Below are 18279 nucleotides of genomic sequence, written 5' to 3' on the forward strand. Positions count from 1 at the left end.
AGGAAGTGGTGGAGGAAAGTGAATAATCTGACAAATATGCAAGAACCGCGTTTTATTAAGGAAGAAGGGAATAAAAAAATTCTCACGACAACGGCCGCCTTTGGTCATTTGCGCAAGGGTATCATTGAAAATCTGGGGACGAAACGAGCCAAAGGTTTTCTACTTAGATACGGTTGGAGTTTAGGGGTCAGTGATGCATTAGAAGCCATGAAAACCTGTTCCTCCATTGAGGATCTTTTAAAGCAAGCTTCCATTATCCATTTAAGCACAGGCCATATTACAGACATCCAGTCTGAAAGAATTATTGAAATGAGCGATTCAGAAACTATTAAATCGATTTTGGGAAAAGGAAAATGGATTGACTCATTTGAGGCAAATGAACATATAAAACATCATGGAGTATCAGAACTTCCGGTCTGTCATACCTTGATAGGATACGCCAGCGGCTATATGTCAACCGTTTGCAAAACAAGTGTCATTGTAAAGGAAATTAGCTGTATCGGGAAAGGAGATCAGGAGTGCAGTTTTGAGGCAAGGCTACAGGAGGATTGGGGAAACAGTATTCAAGAGGAACTTGCTTTTTATCGTGAACCAAATATCATTGATGAATTAGAGTTTACTTATGAACAATTGCTGGAGCAGCGGAATTATATTGAGAAAGTCTCGAAGTTTCATAAGAAATTAACCGAAAGTGTTTCGAACGGGAGCAACTTGCAGGATATTGCCGATACCACTTTTATATTGTTAAGAATCCCGATTTCGATTGAAGATTTGAGTTTTCAAAAGATTGTTTACTCGGGGATAAAGGAAGAGGAATATCGGAACTTAAATCAAGAATTAAAAGCGAGATTACTTCGAAAAAGTCGGAAAAACAGCAGTAACCTCCCGGTCTTCAATGAAACCACCAGAATAAAAACTGAAAATCAGGAGCGCCTCATTACCCCAATCGTTGTGCAAAGAAAAATAATTGGCTATTGTACTTTTATTTTTACAAATACTAAAGGTTCCGATCATGATGTCATGTTTATAGAAAGAATTGCCAATGCTGCGTCTTTATATCTGTTAAATGAAAAAACAAGTTTTGAGGCTCTGGAGAAAATGAAAGGGTATTTTTTAGAGCAAATCATAAAAAGGCAATACACTTCGAAAGAAGAGATTATTAATCGCGGCCGATATATGGGGATCAACCTGGAAAATCCCTTCTATATTGCAGCCATAAGCTTTAAAGAGATTGGAAAGTCAACAAAGAGACCAGCCGACCACCACAAGCAGCTCCTGGAAACCATCGCAAAATATTTAGATATTCTGGGCGATAAAGCACTAATCGGCCAATATGAAGGAAACATCATCATGCTGCTGCCAGAATCTCCCGCCCTGTTATCTAGAATAAAAAAGCTTCTTAAACATCTCGAAACTACCTACCCTCCCTATCAATATAAAATTGGCATCAGCGATCAATCGGAAGGACTGGAAAGTGTGTTCGATCATTTGGAAGAATCGTTGATTGCCTTAAGGATGTCAATCGACAAGAACATTATTCCATTTAAAGATTTGGGGATTGTCGGTGTCCTGATTAATTCAAAAAATGTAACCGGTATAAAGAAAATTGCCAAACAAGAACTGGGTCCTCTTTATCAGTTAAGCGATGCAAAACAAAAAGAACTATTCAAAACACTTTATGTTTTTCTAACCAATGGAGGGAAGTTGCAACAAACGATGGATGATCTTGCCTTATCGATGAGCGGTCTTATGTACCGCATTAATAAAATTGAAAGTTTACTTAAAAAGGACCTGCGCGATTCTGCACAAAGCTATCAGCTGCTCTTAATTTTGGATTCCCTATTAGCGTTGGGGGAGCTGTCGCTAGATTGAAAGATAATAAAGGATTATTGAAAAACTGGGACATTGCTGCCCGTTTTTTGTTTTTCATTAACAAAAACCAATAATCTTTACCGAAAAAGTAGTTCAATTCAAACAATTTTTCATCTAGAATCAGATGATTGAATTTTCTAAAATTAGGGCAAATAGAAATATTCACAGAATAAATGGAAGTGCTTTCAATTATATGAAGGAGGGAGTTTTAACAAAAATGAGCAATATGACGCAAAAATTGATTAAAACGGAAAATTTCGAAACGTATTTAAACCGTTCTGGTGAAGGCAATGCTGAAACCATTCTGTTCTTGCATGGTTCTGGACCCGGCGTGTTTGCCTGGGCCAATTGGCGATATGCATTAAATGCCTGCAGCGAAACATATGACTGTCTTGCTCCGGATCTGCTGGGCTTTGGCAATAGCAGTCATCCTGATCCGCTGCCGAAGAACAGGCAGGGATGGATGGATCTATGGGTTCATCAGTTGATTGAATTGCTTGATAATCTTGGAATTCAAAAAGCTCACGTAGTAGGGAACTCATTAGGGTGTTCGATTGCCCTCGAATTATTATTGGAGCACCCAGAACGATTTGACAAGGTTGTTCTAATGGGGCCTGGCGGGACGCCAAATACCAAACTAAGTCCCGAGCTTGCCCGCGCAAAAGGGTTTTACCAAAATCCTTCAGAAAAGAAAATGCGCCAAATTATGAGCTGGTTTGTCTATGACCATGAAAAACTGGCACCAGAAATCGATGCGCTGGCCCAAACGAGGTTTGAGACGGCCATGCGCCCTGATATCCAACTTTCGAATGACTCGATTTTTGCTACCGCAGCTGTACCAGTTCCGGTAACGGCTCTTAATCGAATCAAGAACCCGGTGCTGCTTGTCCATGGTCGTGATGATATGGTCTGCTCGGTTGAATCGAGCTATTACTTGCTTTCCCATTTGCAAAATGTTCAGCTCCATGTATATGGCCAAACAGGTCACTGGACACAAATTGAACAGGTTGAAAGCTTTAATCATTTAATACAAAACTATTTTTCCGGAAAGCTATAGGAGGTAGGAGAGATGACTTTACCTGAAATTGCGAAATTGGGGCATGTCGCACTGGTTACACCCGATCTTGAAAAATCCCTGTGGTTTTTCCGTGATGTGATTGGGCTCGAAGAAACGGAAGAAAGAAATGGGACCCACTATTTAAGGGCGTGGGGGGATTTTGAGCACCACACCCTTTCCATCACAGCCGGGGACCGGGGCTATATTGACCATATCGCCTGGAGGACGAAGCGCCCTGAGGATGTAGAGGGATTTGCCCAGCTGCTTGAAAAAGCGGGAACCAAAATCCGATGGGTCGAAGCCGGCGAAGAGGCCGGACAGGGCCGCGCGATTCGCTTCAAACTGCCAAGCCAGCATTCCTTTGAAATCTATTATGATATGGAAAAGCCAAAAGCGGATGAAAAGAGCCGCTCCGTCTTGAAAAATCAAAGCCACAAGTCTTGGGCCCGCGGCTGCTCCCCACGCAGGTTTGACCATGTGAATATTGCTACCTCCATGAATGTCGGGGATATTCTAGATTATTTAGGCAGCCAATTAGGGTTTAAACTCCGTGAATATGTGAAGTACCATGAAGAGACCGTCATGGCCGGCTGGATGAGTGTTACTCCGTTAGTCCACGATATCGCAGTGATTTCACGTCCGGAAGCAAAAACGCCGAATCAACTGCACCATATTTCTTATTGGCAGGATAATGCCCAGGATATCTTAAGATCGGCCGATATATTAAAAGAAAATGGCATTCATTTTATCGGTCCAGGAAAACATGGCGTTTCACAGGCATTCTATCTGTATGTTTTAGACCCAGGCAGCGGGTGCCGCGTGGAATTATTCAGCGGCGGCTACCTCATTTTCGAACCGGACTGGGAGCCTGTTGAATGGACAGAAAAGGATCACTCAATTGCTAACACTTATTGGGGTGAAACCGTCAGCGATAAGGAATTGAATAAACCAACGATTGAGGCTTAACTATTAGGGCTGACTCAAGAACGAGATTGAGTCAGCTTTTTTAAAAAGAAAGGAAGAGGATTGTGGCGGAGGAAAGAATCTATGAAACCGACATTGTCGTAGTGGGAGCAGGCAATGCGGCTATGTGTGCTGCTATCTCGGCACGGGAAAATGGCGCCACGGTGATGGTTCTGGAGAAAGCGCCAGAAACTGCTAAAGGCGGAAACAGCACCTTCACCCACGGATCCATCCGGTTTGCCTACAATGGCATTGCCGATTTAAAGCAGATCATGACTGATCTTACAGAGGAAGATTTGGCAATGACCGACTTTGGTGCCTATCCGGAAGAGGAATTCTTTGAGGATATGTGCCGGATGACGGAATACCGTACAGATCCGGAACTGGCATCCCTATTGACCAATAAAAGCTTTGAAACGATGAAATGGCTCGTGGCCCATAAGATTAGATTTGTGCCCATATATGGACGCCAAGCCTTTAAGGTAGACGGGAAATTCAAATTTTGGGGCGGGATGATTGCCGAAGCAGCCGGCGGCGGGCCCGGGCTGGTGGAAGCCTTGCACAAGGAAGCATCTAGATTAGGTGTCCAAGTATTGTTTGATGCAATGGCAACGGAGCTGATTCACGATGATGATGGAGTTCATGGAGTTATTTTTAAACATAAAGGAAAAACAACAAAGGTCCATGCCAAGGCGGTGATTCTGGCGTCCGGGGGCTTTCATGCCAACACGGAAATGAGGACTAAGTATTTGGGACCGAAATGGGATTTGGCCCATACAAGGGGCAGCCGGTACAACACGGGAGAAGGAATTCAAATGGCGCTTAAGGCTAGCGCCCTGGCTGCCGGAAATTGGTCCGGCTGCCACGCGGTTGGCGGCGACCGCTTTTTGCCGGATTTTTCTGAAGGATTTCAAAAGCTGAGCTTTCCGTTCGGCATCATGATCAATGCAGATGGGCAACGGTTTGTTGATGAGGGAGCGGACTTCCGAAATTACACCTACGCAAAAATTGGCAAGGTGATCCTTGAACAGCCAGGTCAATTCGCCTGGCAGGTCTTTGACCAAAAGGTTACGCACCTGTTGCGGGATGAGTATCGCGGCAGAAAGGTGACGAAGGTTAAGGCTGACACGCTAGAAGAATTGGCGGAAAAACTAGAAGGTGTTGATAAGGAAGGATTTATCAAGACAGTGCAGGAATTCAACGAGTCTGTCCGACGGGATATTCCGTTTAATCCCAATATTAGGGACGGCCGCGCAACCGTTGGGCTGGCAGTGCCAAAATCCAATTGGGCCAATCCGTTGGAGCAGGGTCCCTTTGAAGCATATGCGGTAACGTGCGGCATTACCTTTACCTTTGGCGGTTTGAAAATAAATACGAATGGCGAGGTACAGGATGTGTTGTACCACTCCATTCCGGGGTTATATGCTGCGGGAGAACTGGTTGGGGGCTTATTTTATTTTAATTATCCGGGCGGTGCCGGATTGATGGCGGGCTCAGTTTTCGGAAAAATCGCTGGGGAAAATGCGTCACGATTTATCCAGCAGTTAAAAGAAACAGAAAAGCTTGTTTGACGATATATGGCAGTGAATTTCTATTCACTCAAAGGAATATGAAAAAGGGGTGGGTAATGTGGTAAACAAGGTATTGGATGAAAACAAATCTGACATGAGCTTGTTATTAAAAGGAGCAGAAAAGGTTGGAAAAATTGCAGAAGCAGAAGCGCTAGAAGCAGATCAAAACAAGACCGTTTCAAAAAATGTCATTGATGCGATGATAGAGGCTCGATTATCCAAGCTGCTATTGCCGAAAAAATACGGCGAGCCTCAAGTGAGTTTAAGAGAGTATTCCCAGATTATCCGCACAGTTGGAAAATATAATACCTCTGCTGCGTGGTTAACTTTTCTTTTTTCCATCCATAATAGTTTAGTAGCATTTATGACGAAAGAGGGAGCAGAAGAGGTCATTAATCAGGGTGGGTTAATAGCAGATATTTTTGCTCCAATCGGCAAAGTAGAAAAGGATGAGGACGGTTATCGGATTACTGGTAAGTATAGTTTTGTAAGCGGAATCTTATATAGCGACTGGGTTGCCCTTGCTGTAAAGATGGAAATGGATGACAGCGGAGAGACGGAACTCTGCATGCTGAATATACCGGTGTCTGATGTGGAAATCGTGGAAAATTGGGATACGTTAGGACTCAGAGGTACAGGAAGCAATCAGGTCATTGTCGACCATGTATTTGTTCCAAAACACCGTCTAATCCGGCTTACGGTTGCCGACCGTACAGGCAGGCCGCCACAAGGTTATGATCAAGACTATCCCCTTTACGATGTTCCATTTTTCTCATCATTTTGTGTCGGATTCCCAATGGTAGCATTGGGCGGTGCTGAGCGTTTATTGGAGGAATTTAAGAACCGAACGGAAAAGCGGGTCCGAATGGGAGGGAATTTCGCTAAAGATTCCCGTCACCAGGGGGTATTAGCAGAATTAACACTTAAATATTATGAATCAGAAGGTTTATTAGATAGATATATTTCTTTATTAGAAAACTATGAAATGGGAAAAGAAGATAAACGAGGTGAATTTGCTGCGATAAGGGCAAAAATCACGAAAAACGTTGCGGACATTGCCGTGAAAGTTTTATTGACACTTGGCGGATTTTCTATGTTTAAAGGAGATCCAATTGAAATGTTTATACGCGATCTTTTGGCAGTATGTACCCATCGATCGAATCTATACGAAGACTCTGTTGAGGCGTTTGGAAAGACACAATTTGGCTTTGATGTATCGATAAATGGGTAAGAAGCCATGAAATGTTACTGACCATTGAAGCTTAAAAAAGGAGGCAGCTCATGGAAACGATTTTTTTGAATCCCGAGAATCTAAGCTTTTGGCAGCAACAGGCAAGGCCAAGCGTCATGGCGTTGGGATTTTTCGATGGCATTCATAAAGGCCACCGAGAAGTTATTGGAACAGCTAAACAGATTGCAAAGGAAAATCATCTATTACTTTCCGTCATGACCTTCTTCCCTCATCCGAAAACCGTATTATCCAATGGGAAAACAAAGGTGGATTATTTGATACCGCTTTCTGAAAAAGAAAAACTACTTAGCGGCCTTTGGGTTGATATTTTTTATATTGTGGAATTTGATCGAGACTTTTCGTCGCTGTCGCCTGAAGTGTTTGCCGCGAAATATTTAATCAATCTCGGTGTGGTCCACGCTGTTGCCGGATTCGACTATACCTACGGCTTTCGGGGGCAGGGGAACATGGACCGATTAAAGAAGGATTCCGGTGGTACCCTCGAGGTCACGAAGGTGGAGAAAGTGGAACTCAATGGCGAAAAGATTAGCTCCACCCTCATCCGTGAACGACTGTTAAAAGGTCTGGTCGAGGAACTGCCGGCGTTGTTAGGCTGCCCCTATGAGGTGGCCTGTGAATGGGACGGCGAGTCTCTTAAGGCAAAACCCTATTATACCTTGCCAGCACCAGGCCGATATAAGGTTAAGTTAAATAATGAAAATCAAACACAAGAGATTCTGGTGAATGGGGACAATGAACTGATTCCGCTCCGAGGTCCGATAGTGAATGATGTATCCATTGTTTGGTGCAAAAGGATCGGTGATGCTCCATTCGAATTTAGACAGGATCAGGGAATGTTGGCAAGACTGATTATTTAATGTAGGGGGAGTAGCAGTGAAAAAAACAATGGAGTTCCAGAAACTATTGAATCAGCCTGGCTCGTTTATTTTACCAGGGGCGTATGATGCCATGTCTGCAAGATTAATAGAAGAAACTGGCTTTAAGGCCATTTACGCAACAGGGGCTGGCATTTCCAATGCCCAATTGGGCTGGGCGGATGTCGGATTGACTTCCTTAAAAGAAGTGGTTGATATTGTTGCCCGAATGGCGGATGTCACAACGATCCCAATTGTCGTTGATGCCGATACTGGGTTTGGCAATGCCGTTAATGTGATGCGCACCGTCCGCGAATTTGAAAGGGCAGGTGTCGCTGCCATCCAATTGGAGGATCAGGTATCGCCGAAGAAATGCGGCCATTTTAACGGAAAAGATGTCATATCAAAAGAGGAAATGGTCGGGAAAATAAAGGCTGCGCTCGACTCGAGGTGCGATGACAATCTGGCCATCATGGCGCGAACAGATGCATTAGCTGTTAATGGTGTAGAGGATGCGTTAGAGCGCGCCCACGCCTATGCTGAAGCAGGAGCTGATATCATCTTTGTCGAAGCACCGACGTCGATTGAACAGCTGAAGCAAATAACAAGTTCTCTAAAAGGGATTCCACAAGTTATTAATCTTGTGGAAGGAGGCAAAACCCCTCTCCTAACCTTGCAGGAAGTAGAAGAGCTTGGTTTTAAAATCATGCTTTGCGCCAATACCGTTCTTCGTTCTGCAATCAAAGGGATCAGTGAAGCTTTAAAAATATTAAAAGCAGAAGGTTCGCAGGCAAATGTCCACGATTTGATTTGTACTTGGGAGGAGAGGCAGTCGCTGTTTAAACTCCATCAGATTAAAGAGTGGGAAATGAAGTATTCCGATTCGCAGATTTTAACAAAGAAATAACAGGCTTTTACCTGAAATGTTAAGGAGGATCTGTCATGGAAAGAGAAATAGACTATGATATTGTCGTCATTGGCTGCGGAGTTGCAGGAACGGCAGCGGCCTTATCAGCCGCAGAAACCGCGAAAAATGAAGGGAAAGATTTAAAAGTCGCCATTTTGGAACGCGCAGATTATGACCACAGGGGAGGAAACTCACGCTGGACGGCCTCCTACATGCGAATGAAGAATCTCGATGAAGTGGCTGATAACTTTGTTGAAGATATGCTGGCCTTCTCCGACCATTATTCAGATAGAAAGTATATAGAAACGCTTGCGGAAAACGCAGGGAGCACGCTTCGCTGGGTAGAGGAAAAAGGGGTTCAGTTTGATTATTTGCCAACGATGTTTTTAACATCGTCCAAACCGCGCTTGCTGCCTGTCGGCGGCGGCCGTGCCATCGTTGACACTTTATCGCGTCGGGCAGCAGGTCTAGGAGTCGAAATTATATATGAAGCCACCGCCTGGAAGCTGCTTCTGGATGAAGCAGCTGCGGTGAATGGACTGATGGTTCGTGTCAAAGGCGGGGCATCGCTAAAGTTAAAAGTAGGTGCTGTTATTATGGGGGCGGGCGGATTCCAAGGAAATCAGGAAATGATGGCCCAATATGTTGGTCGAGATGCCCATAAAATTCGCACTGTTGCGGAAGGCGGCTTGTTTAACAAAGGGGAAGCGATTCGGATGGCGATGTCAATCGGCGCCAAAACAGCTGGCCAGTTTGATGCTTTCCATGCAGAACCAGTGGATCCTAGAAGCAAGCGGGAAGAAGCGGCCGTCATGACCTACCCGTATTTCATTTTGGTTGATCAAAATGGCAAGCGTTTTGTTGATGAAGGGAAAACGACCATTGATGAGCAATATGAAGAGGTCGCCCGGAAAATTTTCTATGATCTTCCTGGTCATATTGCCTATATGATCGGCGATCAAAAAATGTATGAGATTCCTCATTACGAACGGGCAGTGGAGACAGATAAACCGGCCATTTCAGCTGATACATTGGAAGAATTAGCTGGAAAAATTGGTGTTCATGTCGAGCAGCTGATGGCAACCGTTAAGGAATATAATGCTGCGATACAGCCGGGTGAGTTTTATTGGGATAAGAAGGATGGCAAGAAGGCAGTAGGGATCACCCCGCCAAAATCTAATTGGGCCATTCCCATTGATAAAGCGCCCTATATTGCCTATCCGATCGTCTGCTCCAATGTGTTCACCAATGGCGGTTTAGCGACTGATACCAATGGCCGGGTTTTGTCCCAAGATGATGATGCCATTCCTGGCTTGTATGCTGTTGGGGAAACAGCTGGTTTATATTACGGAAAATATCCTGGTGGGACATCGGTTTTAAGAGGTCTCGTTTTTGGCCGCCGTGCAGGTCAGCATGCCGTTTCCTATATAAGTAAGGCTAATAAGCTCGAAGTTTAAGTTTGGGTATTGGGGTGATATTTTTTGGAATTAAAAGATCAGGTCGCTTTTGTTACAGGCGGCGGCAGGGGAATTGGTCGAGAAACTTCTATTCTATTAGCAAAACATGGGGCAAAGGTTGCTGTTTTTTCAAACAATGCCGCTGAAAGTATGGAAACTTCGAACTATATCAAATACAAATTGGGCGGTGAGGCTATTTCTCTAGTCGGAGATGTCCGCCGTGAAGAAGATATTAATCAAGCAGTAAAGGTTACGGCTGAAATCCTAGGGACGATTGATATCTTGATTAATAATGCTGGAGTTATGCTGCTTAAGCCGTTTGTTGATACAACAGTATCCGAGTGGGACTTTGTTCAGGATGTCAACATTCGTGGAGTATTTCTAGGCGTACGGGCGGTCGTCCCGCAAATGATTCAGAAAAGAAATGGTGTCATCATCAATATATCATCCATCTGGGGCACTAAAGGCGGTCCGGACCGCAGTGCGTATATAACCTCTAAATATGCTGTTATTGGATTTTCAAAAGCGATGGGCGAAGAATTAAAACCTTACAGAATAAGAGTCAATGCGGTCTGCCCAGGACCAGTTGACACGAAAATGATGGAGGAATTGGCTCCAGATGTCAACAAAGATAATTGGCTGCGGCCCATTGACTTAGCCAATGTGATAGTTGATTTATGTCTGCCAAAATCAAAAGCCATTTCCGCCTCGGTTATTGAAGCCTTTGGTAATGGGCGGCCAGTAAATACTTAAAAAGGGGAATGAATCATGGAAACTATTAAAACAGTTGTAGAATCAAAAAATATCAGTCTTGCATTAGCCAATAAATTGCTTGAAAAAGCGCTGGAAAAGGGAGCCGAAATGGGAATTCCGTTTAGTATTTCCATTGTGGACCGGGTGGGTAATCTAAAAGCGTTTGCCGCGATGGACGGTGCTCCTGTGTTAAGCTTAGAAATTGCCCAGAATAAGGCATTTTCCGCAGCCACCTATAATAGAGCAACACATGAATGGTATGACAGAATCAAGGATGATCCGCCATTATTGCACGGGATTGTTCATACACCAAGACTCATCATTTTTGGCGGCGGCTATCCTATTAAAATCAATAATGAATTAATTGGCGGGATCGGGGTAAGCGGAGGCCATTATTCCCACGATATGCAGGTGTGCCAGGCAGCGTTGGAATTCCTTAAAACTTTCGAATAAGAGGGTGCGAGACCGATGGAAACCTATGATTTGATTATATTGGGTGGAGGCCTGGCCGGGATGTGCGCAGCTGTTGAGGCGGGGGAGCAGGGTGCAAATGTCCTATTACTAGAAAAACAGGATGAGTTGGGGGGCAGCACTGTTCTCAGCTCGGGTTATATGGCCTTCGCCGGGACGGATATCCAGGAGAATGCTGGTATCAGCGATTCTATTGAATCACTAATGAGGGACATGATGGAGATCGGCGGCGGAGTGAACGAACAGGTACTTGTGGCCGCCTATGGCAGGCGGCAGCTGGATACCTATAGATGGCTGGTGGAGCATGGGGTCGAATTCCGCTCACTTGAGGCAGTCAGCGGCCACAGTGTTCCCCGCGGGCATAGTATCGACCCGCACCAGGCTATTCAGTCTCTGTATCGGAAAGTAAAGCAAATACCAAATGTAACGATTCATTTCAATGCTCCGGCTCTGAGACTATTAAAAAATGATGAAGGCCAGATTGATCAGGTTTTATTTGAGTTTGGCGCGCAGGAGCAAACCGCTCAGGCTTCTAAAGGCGTGCTCATTGCCTCCGGAGGTTTTGCTAAGAGTGAAAAGCTCCTAGAGCAGTTCGCCCCGCACTTAAAGGGAGCACTAAGGATTGGCGGAGCCGGCAATCACGGAGATGGATTGCGGATGGCCTGGGAACACGGTGCATGGGTTCAAGACCTGCCCTATTTAAATGGCACTTTCGGCTTCCATCCAACTGCCTCCGGGGCGGTAAAATCACAAGGGCTTGCCTTTTACAAGGGCGCGATCATCGTCAACCAATTTGGAAAAAGATTCGTGAATGAGTCGATTTCCTATAAGCTGTTGGGGAAAGCAGCAATGGAGCAGCCTGATGGCATCACTTATCAAGTGTGGGACCAAACCGTCATGGACAAGAGTGTTTCCGATGATCCACTCTATGATTTTGAATTACTGCGACGCCGCCGTCTCTTATACGTTGCCGATACATTGGAGGAATTGGCTGACTGTATCGATGTGCCGCTCGATGTATTGATTGAGACGATTTCAAGATATAATCAGGGAATTCATAATGGTGGAGAGCCGGACTTTGGCAGAAAATCCTTAACTCATCATTATGGGAAGCCAACCCCAATTGAGAAGGCACCATTCTATGCATTTGAATCTACTACAGCGATGCTCGCTACGTATGCAGGGGTGGCCGTCAATGCCGAGGCGCAAGTGGTCAATTCATTTGCTGAACCTATACCTGGATTGTTCGCTGCAGGTGAGGTCACCGGAGGATTTCACGGCGCCGGCTATATGACGGGAAGCTCACTTGGGAAGGCGGCCGTTTTTGGAAGAGTTGCCGTTCAGACTGCTTTGAAAGATGTGCCGGTAAAATGATTGGATCTGCTTATGACGAATGAGAAATCATTGTCGTGTGGTTTTTTTAAATAAATTTCTTACGAAAGCGAGGGATTGAATATGAAAATCTGGCATCAAAGTTTAACGAGCATCGAACGCGTGCCACAATATCGAGATGCGATTATGAACCATGTAAGCCGGATTTCTCGTCCTGATGTAGAGGTCGTCTTACATGGAATGACAGAAGAAACCTATCCCACCCATTATCCCGGGATCTACATTACACATGCCTACCTGCAAAATCTGCACCGGGAGCAATTCATCCGCGCGGCATTAATCGCCGAAAAAGCCGGGTATGATGCGATGTTCATTGGCACGATTCCGGATGTCGGACTCCTGGAAGCCCGGACGCTTGTCGATATTCCTGTTGTGGGTTACGGTCAGGGATCCTTCCATATTGCCTCGATGCTGGGTGATTGCATCGGTGTAGTCAATTTCCTTGCACCATTAGCAGAGGAATTACGGCAGAATGCTGTCCGGTACGGCCTTGGCGGCAAGCTCGGTCCGATTGTTCAAACGGAAGCTGGATTTGACCAGATACTGGCAGGATTCAATGATCCTGAGCCCGTTATCGTTTCTTTTAAAAAGGCTGCAGAGAAGGCCATTTCTCAAGGGGCGGATGTCATTGTTCCAGGTGAAGGTCCGATGAATGTATTTTTAGCAACACATGGAATCTCAAGGATTGGCGACGTTCCGATTGTTGATTCTTTTGGGGCTGGTATAAAAATGTGCGAGTCTTTAGTGGACCTGCGGAAAAATTCCGGAGTCTATATGACCCGCCGCGGCTATTTTAACGCCAAGCCGCCAGCAGAAGCGGTAGAAAGACTGCGGGAACTATACGGCCTGGAACCATCGCCGGACATAAACAGTGATCGCGGACTGTTGGTGAGAGGAAGCGACAGTAGTTCGGTAACATAAATCAACTTCATGAGGTGAAAAGATATGCATATCATCGTTTGCCTGAAGCAGGTGTTAGACCCGGAAATTACACCACGGTATTTCAAATTAGATCCCGTGACGAATCGACCGGATACAAGCGAATCTGATTTGGTTCTGGATTCCTTCGCGGAAAATGCCCTTGAATTGGCCATCCAGCTGCGCGATAAAACACTTGGAGCAACCGTTTCCGCCATTTGCCTTGGAGACGAGTCATCCGATGATATACTTCGTAGGGCATTGGCATTCACGGCCAATCAAGCAGTCAGGGTTTGGGATGATGATTGGGAAGATTTAGATGGGCAGGCGGTAGGTTATATCCTTGGTCAAGCAATCAAGAATATCGGCGGTGCGGAGTTAGTTCTTACCGGATATCAAGCAAGTGACATTGAAGAAGGGTTAGTAGGCCCTGTTTTGGCTGAAGAGTTAGGCATTCCGTGTATTACATTAGTTTCCGATATAGAGATTGATGATGATCGTGTCAAAGCTACCTGTGAGGCAGAAGATGGATGTACTGTTGTTGGTGTCCAATATCCAGCTGTTTTTACGATTATTAGTGCCGAGTCGAATGTTCCGCGCCTGCCCAAGGTGAGGGATATTAGACTGGCCCGTACAAAACCTATACAGCTTATGGAAGCAGATGATCTTGAGCTTGATCCGGTCCGTAGCCAACCCGGTGTCAAACTTGAACGAGCGTATGTTCTTGATCGGGAAGTCGCATGTGAAATCTTGCCTGGCAATGACGGGGCAGAGCTTGCGAACGAACTCGCAGACAGACTTGTGGCACTCAAGCTGGTATAGGAGGGGAGCAGCATATGTCCAAAATTCTAGTATTTGCTAATCAACAGGGAAAATCTTTAAGTTCAGGTACCCTTGAAGCATTGGCATTTGGGAGACGGTTGGCGGTTTCCTCAGGCGGGGATGTAGAGGCCGTCTTAATGGGTCCCGCTGCCGAATCTAATGCAAAAGAAGTCATTGCCTACGGGGCTGTCAAAGCCTATGTCGTTTCAAACCCGCTGCTTGCCGAATATCAGGTTGATTTATATGTAGACAGTATTTGTACAATTTTTCAACAGGCTGATGCAGATGTACTGGTTCTTTCATTTGACAGAATCGGGAAGGACCTTGTCGGCAGATTAGCCACCCGTCTTGGTGCCGCGGCCATTACCGAAGTGGTTGATTTCAAAACTGAAGGATCCACGCAGAACTGGGTCCGGCCCATTTACGGCGATAAGGCTTATGGGGAGTACTCTGTCACTCGTAAAAAGGTGGTCGTAGGTCTTAGGCAAAAAAGCCAGGAATTGGCCATTTCTGATGTTACGCGCACAGGCGAGATCATAAAGGTGGATTATAAGGTGCCTGATGAAATTATTTTAACGAAGCTTATTGTGAAAATTCAATCGGCATTATCAGACCTTCGTCTTGAGGATGCCAAAATAATCGTTTCTGGAGGCAGAGGTCTGGGCGGCCAGGAAGGATTTCAACTTTTGCAATCCCTTGCCGATTTATTGGGAGGAACGGTGGGAGCATCCCGAGCTGCTTGTGACGCCGGATGGGTACCGGCAAATCTGCAGGTGGGCCAAACTGGTGCCGTTGTTGCCCCTGATCTTTATATCGCCGTTGGCATTTCGGGTGCCAGCCAGCACTTGGCTGGTATCACGAATGCTAAAAATGTCATAGCGATTAACGCCGACCCGGATGCACCTATTTTCAAGCGGGCAAATATTGGTGTCGTTGCTGATTACCGAACAGTCCTGCCAGCGTTGACAGAGAAGTTAAAACAAGTGCTTGTATAAGCATGTATTAGCGGTTGCAGTGTTTAATATTTGGAATAGTCGTCATGTAAGGGGGGAATGGTTGGCACTCAAGTGATATGAGGTTTTTATAATACAGTTGTTCAATTAGGGATCATTTCAAATGCTGGCGAAGAACTAAGCATGACTCAATCGGGAGTGAGCCATGCCATTCAATAACCATTTGGTTAATACAATCACGACTTTAGTTTAATTAAAAGAAGATAAAGAAGACCCATCAAAGCCGATGAATTAAGTTCATCGGCTTTTTATTTTTGTGTTTAAAATGGAATATACACCTGATTGGTAAATATTTATATTTTTCTTATTTGGGAGTTTTGTTTCTGCTCATCCGGGTAGAACTGATTCCACAGGTGGACAAAATTGTAGTGAGAAATCAAAAGCTAAAGGTTTATGTACCGGATATCACTACCATAACGGAGGAGGAGGTACCAGCTCAGGAGCAGCAGATTGATTGTTTGGCAGAATCCAAGGAAATAACTGGACCAATGTATGCCCAACTTTCAAACAGACTGAAACAAGTTAAGGTCTGAATATTCAGTCAATATAACCCGGATGAATGAAAAATAATCCAGAGGGATTCTACTGCCGCTGATATGAAATCACTTGTATCAAAAGGCCCGTCAAGCCTTTATAATGCAAAGTCAAATGTGGGCTGGACCGGATTTTTACCTTTTCGGGGAATCATTTAGCAGATGGCAGGGGATATTCGTATAATAAGATTTTTGATGTAGAGTTTGAGGTAACACCAACTACAGAGCTATCCTATTTTATTGCCCCTGAGTTTACTGATAAAGCACAAATTGAATATACATGTACCTATGCCTCTGTTGACCTAGCCTTTTCTGATGGAACCTATCTTCATGAACTTGGTGCGGTCGATCAGCATGGAATTAAAATTCATCCGCATAATCAAGGGAATTCGAAAACATTGTACAATAACCAATGGAATTTTAAAAAATCAAATATCGGAGCCGTTGCGGCTGGGAAAACGATAAAACGGATTCTTATCGCTTACGATAATCCAAATGCAAAAGAGGGGCAAGCCTTTAAAGGGACGATTGATGATCTGAAAATTGAAGCAAATCCTGTCCAGAAAAAGTATTCAAGTCTTTCCGATTATGTGAACACGACAAGGGGGACTCTATCAAATGGTTCTTTCTCGAGAGGAAATAACTTCCCGGCTACAGCCGTGCCGCATGGGTTTAACTTTTGGACTCCGTTAACGAATGCAAGTTCAAGCTGGCTTTATGTCTACCATGCTAGTAATGATGCCGATAATCTTACTAGACTTCAAGCATTTGGATTAAGTCATGAGCCGAGTCCATGGATGGGGGAACGTCAATCATTCCAAGTTATGCCAAATGATGCAGCTGGAACTCCGCCAATCAGCCGGACGACCCGAGTACTGCCATTTAAGCATTCAAATGAAATCGCCCAAGCCCATTATTACGGAGTGGAATTTGAAAATGGGATAAAAACAGAAATTGCTCCTACAGATCATGCTGCCATGTTTAGATTTACGTTTAAAGGAAACTCTTCTAACCTTATTTTTGACAATCAGAATGATACGAACGGAAGTGCTGCGGTTACTCTCAATGAAGATGGAACAATCCAAGGCTGGTCAGATTTGAAGAGTGGTCTTTCCACAGGTGCATCTCGAATGTTCATTTACGCAACATTTGATAAGCCGGTAATAAGCAAAGGCATGTTAACAGGCAGCGGCGGCGGCGGAGCTGCCAAACAAGCTTATGTTAAATTTGACACGACGAATGATAAAGTGGTCAACATGAAAATTGCCACATCGTTAATCAGCGTTGAACAAGCAAAGAAAAATATAGAAATGGAAATTACCGCGAATGATACCTTTGACACGATTAAAGAAAAAGCGCAAATACAGTGGGATCAGAAACTCGGCACGATTAACATTGAGGGTGCCACAGAGGATCAGCTGGTAACGTTCTACTCTAATATGTATCGTCTATTCCTGTATCCAAACTCGGCCTTTGAAAATGTAGGGACCGTGGAGAGCCCTGAATACAAATATGCGACCCAGTTCCCGTTAAGCACATGCACGACTGCTACAGCAACAAAGGCATGCGCTGAAATTAAAGAAGGAAAGGTCTATGTAAACAATGGATTCTGGGATACGTATCGGACAACATGGCCTGCTTATGCATTACTTGCCCCGTCTATGGCCGGTGAATTAATGGATGGATCCGTCCAGCACTATCGGGATGGCGGTTGGATTGCAAGATGGTCATCACCTGGTTATGCCAATTTGATGGTCGGTACAAGTTCAGATGTCGCATTTGCTGATTCATTTTTAAAAGGAGTCACCAATTTCGATATAAGAGGAGCGTATCAGGCTGCATTGAAAAATGCATCAGTTACCCCGCCGAACGCCAACGTAGGACGAAAAGGAATTGCAAATTCCATTTTTCATCGTTATACAAATACCGGGACGGGAGAAGGAATGTCATGGGCAATGGACGGTTACAAACGATTACGGCATTGCAAACATGGCGAAAGCGCTCGCGGAAAAGAACGACCCGACGGATCCATACAATGATTACTACAAAGATGATTATCACTATTTCATGAACCGCGCTCAAAACTATATCAATATGTTTAATCCGGAAATTGAGTTTTTTAACGGAAGAACGTCGACGGGTGCATGGCGTTCCACTGCAGCAAACTTCAATCCAGAGGAATGGGGCCGGGATTACACAGAAACAAACGCGTGGAATATGGCTTTCCACACACCTCAAGATGGACAGGGGCTGGCAAATCTTTATGGCGGAAAAGAGGCTCTTTCTAAGAAACTTGATCAATTTTTCAGTACGCCAGAAATTGCAAAATACGTAGGTTCTTCCGGCGGAATAATCCATGAGATGAGGGCTGGTAAGCGAAAGGCAAAGAAAGCTCTCGCGGCAGAAGCGAACGCTTTAATCGTATCATTGTCCAGATAATCGGA

17 protein-coding genes are annotated in these 18279 nt (G+C 44.8%); all 17 read left to right on the forward strand.

Annotation, left to right across the window (positions count from 1 at the left end; all coding sequences use genetic code 11):
* Positions 1-18: 18 nt before the first annotated feature.
* The 17 genes from M3234_RS23055 to M3234_RS23135 all read left to right on the forward strand — a co-directional run bounded on the left by M3234_RS23055 (position 19) and on the right by M3234_RS23135 (position 18274).
* Positions 19-1872: a XylR N-terminal domain-containing protein gene (locus tag M3234_RS23055; protein ID WP_262306964.1), complete on the forward strand. Its 1854-nt coding sequence runs from the start codon at positions 19-21 to the stop codon at positions 1870-1872.
* A gap of 217 nt (positions 1873-2089) precedes the next feature.
* Positions 2090-2929: an alpha/beta fold hydrolase gene (locus M3234_RS23060; RefSeq protein WP_262306965.1), complete on the forward strand. Its 840-nt coding sequence runs from the start codon at positions 2090-2092 to the stop codon at positions 2927-2929.
* Positions 2930-2941: 12 nt separating this feature from the next.
* Positions 2942-3895 (forward strand): VOC family protein, encoded by a 954-nt coding sequence (locus tag M3234_RS23065; protein ID WP_262306966.1) that lies wholly within the window; start codon positions 2942-2944, stop codon positions 3893-3895.
* Positions 3896-3957: 62 nt separating this feature from the next.
* Positions 3958-5463 carry an FAD-dependent tricarballylate dehydrogenase TcuA gene (gene tcuA / locus M3234_RS23070; protein ID WP_262306967.1) on the forward strand — a complete coding sequence of 502 codons (1506 nt, stop codon included), beginning with the start codon at positions 3958-3960 and terminating at the stop codon, positions 5461-5463.
* A 58-nt stretch (positions 5464-5521) separates the two neighbouring features.
* On the forward strand, positions 5522-6694 hold the full coding sequence (locus M3234_RS23075; RefSeq protein WP_262306968.1) for an acyl-CoA dehydrogenase family protein: 1173 nt from the start codon (positions 5522-5524) through the stop codon (positions 6692-6694).
* 50 nt (positions 6695-6744) lie between these two features.
* On the forward strand, positions 6745-7572 hold the full coding sequence (locus M3234_RS23080; protein WP_262306969.1) for an FAD synthetase family protein: 828 nt from the start codon (positions 6745-6747) through the stop codon (positions 7570-7572).
* Positions 7573-7588: 16 nt separating this feature from the next.
* Positions 7589-8476: an isocitrate lyase/PEP mutase family protein gene (locus tag M3234_RS23085; protein WP_262306970.1), complete on the forward strand. Its 888-nt coding sequence runs from the start codon at positions 7589-7591 to the stop codon at positions 8474-8476.
* Between the two features lie 35 nt (positions 8477-8511).
* Positions 8512-9933 (forward strand): FAD-binding protein, encoded by a 1422-nt coding sequence (locus tag M3234_RS23090; protein ID WP_262306971.1) that lies wholly within the window; start codon positions 8512-8514, stop codon positions 9931-9933.
* A 24-nt stretch (positions 9934-9957) separates the two neighbouring features.
* Positions 9958-10686 (forward strand): SDR family NAD(P)-dependent oxidoreductase, encoded by a 729-nt coding sequence (locus tag M3234_RS23095; RefSeq protein ID WP_262306972.1) that lies wholly within the window; start codon positions 9958-9960, stop codon positions 10684-10686.
* A gap of 15 nt (positions 10687-10701) precedes the next feature.
* Positions 10702-11139, forward strand: a complete 438-nt coding sequence (locus M3234_RS23100) for a GlcG/HbpS family heme-binding protein (RefSeq protein ID WP_262306973.1) — start codon at positions 10702-10704, stop codon at positions 11137-11139.
* A gap of 15 nt (positions 11140-11154) precedes the next feature.
* A complete protein-coding gene (locus M3234_RS23105) occupies positions 11155-12531 on the forward strand; it encodes an FAD-dependent oxidoreductase (protein ID WP_262306974.1) in 1377 nt (458 codons plus the stop codon).
* 81 nt (positions 12532-12612) lie between these two features.
* A complete protein-coding gene (locus tag M3234_RS23110) occupies positions 12613-13470 on the forward strand; it encodes an aspartate/glutamate racemase family protein (RefSeq protein ID WP_262306975.1) in 858 nt (285 codons plus the stop codon).
* A 24-nt stretch (positions 13471-13494) separates the two neighbouring features.
* The gene (locus tag M3234_RS23115) at positions 13495-14289 is read left to right on the forward strand and encodes an electron transfer flavoprotein subunit beta/FixA family protein (RefSeq protein WP_262306976.1); all 795 of its coding nucleotides are present in this window, start codon (positions 13495-13497) and stop codon (positions 14287-14289) included.
* A gap of 14 nt (positions 14290-14303) precedes the next feature.
* Positions 14304-15284: an electron transfer flavoprotein subunit alpha/FixB family protein gene (locus M3234_RS23120; protein ID WP_262306977.1), complete on the forward strand. Its 981-nt coding sequence runs from the start codon at positions 14304-14306 to the stop codon at positions 15282-15284.
* A 313-nt stretch (positions 15285-15597) separates the two neighbouring features.
* Entirely contained in the window at positions 15598-15756 is a 159-nt protein-coding gene (locus M3234_RS29585; protein WP_262306993.1) for a YHYH domain-containing protein, read from the forward strand.
* Positions 15757-16233: 477 nt separating this feature from the next.
* A complete protein-coding gene (locus M3234_RS23130) occupies positions 16234-17874 on the forward strand; it encodes a glycoside hydrolase domain-containing protein (RefSeq protein WP_262306978.1) in 1641 nt (546 codons plus the stop codon).
* Entirely contained in the window at positions 17825-18274 is a 450-nt protein-coding gene (locus M3234_RS23135) for a glycoside hydrolase family 92 protein (RefSeq protein WP_262306979.1), read from the forward strand. The genes M3234_RS23130 and M3234_RS23135 overlap by 50 nt, the downstream gene beginning before the upstream one ends.
* Positions 18275-18279 lie beyond the last annotated feature (5 nt).

This window comes from Neobacillus niacini (genome assembly GCF_023715785.1).
In the GTDB taxonomy this organism is placed as follows: domain Bacteria; phylum Bacillota; class Bacilli; order Bacillales; family Cytobacillaceae; genus Neobacillus; species Neobacillus niacini_E.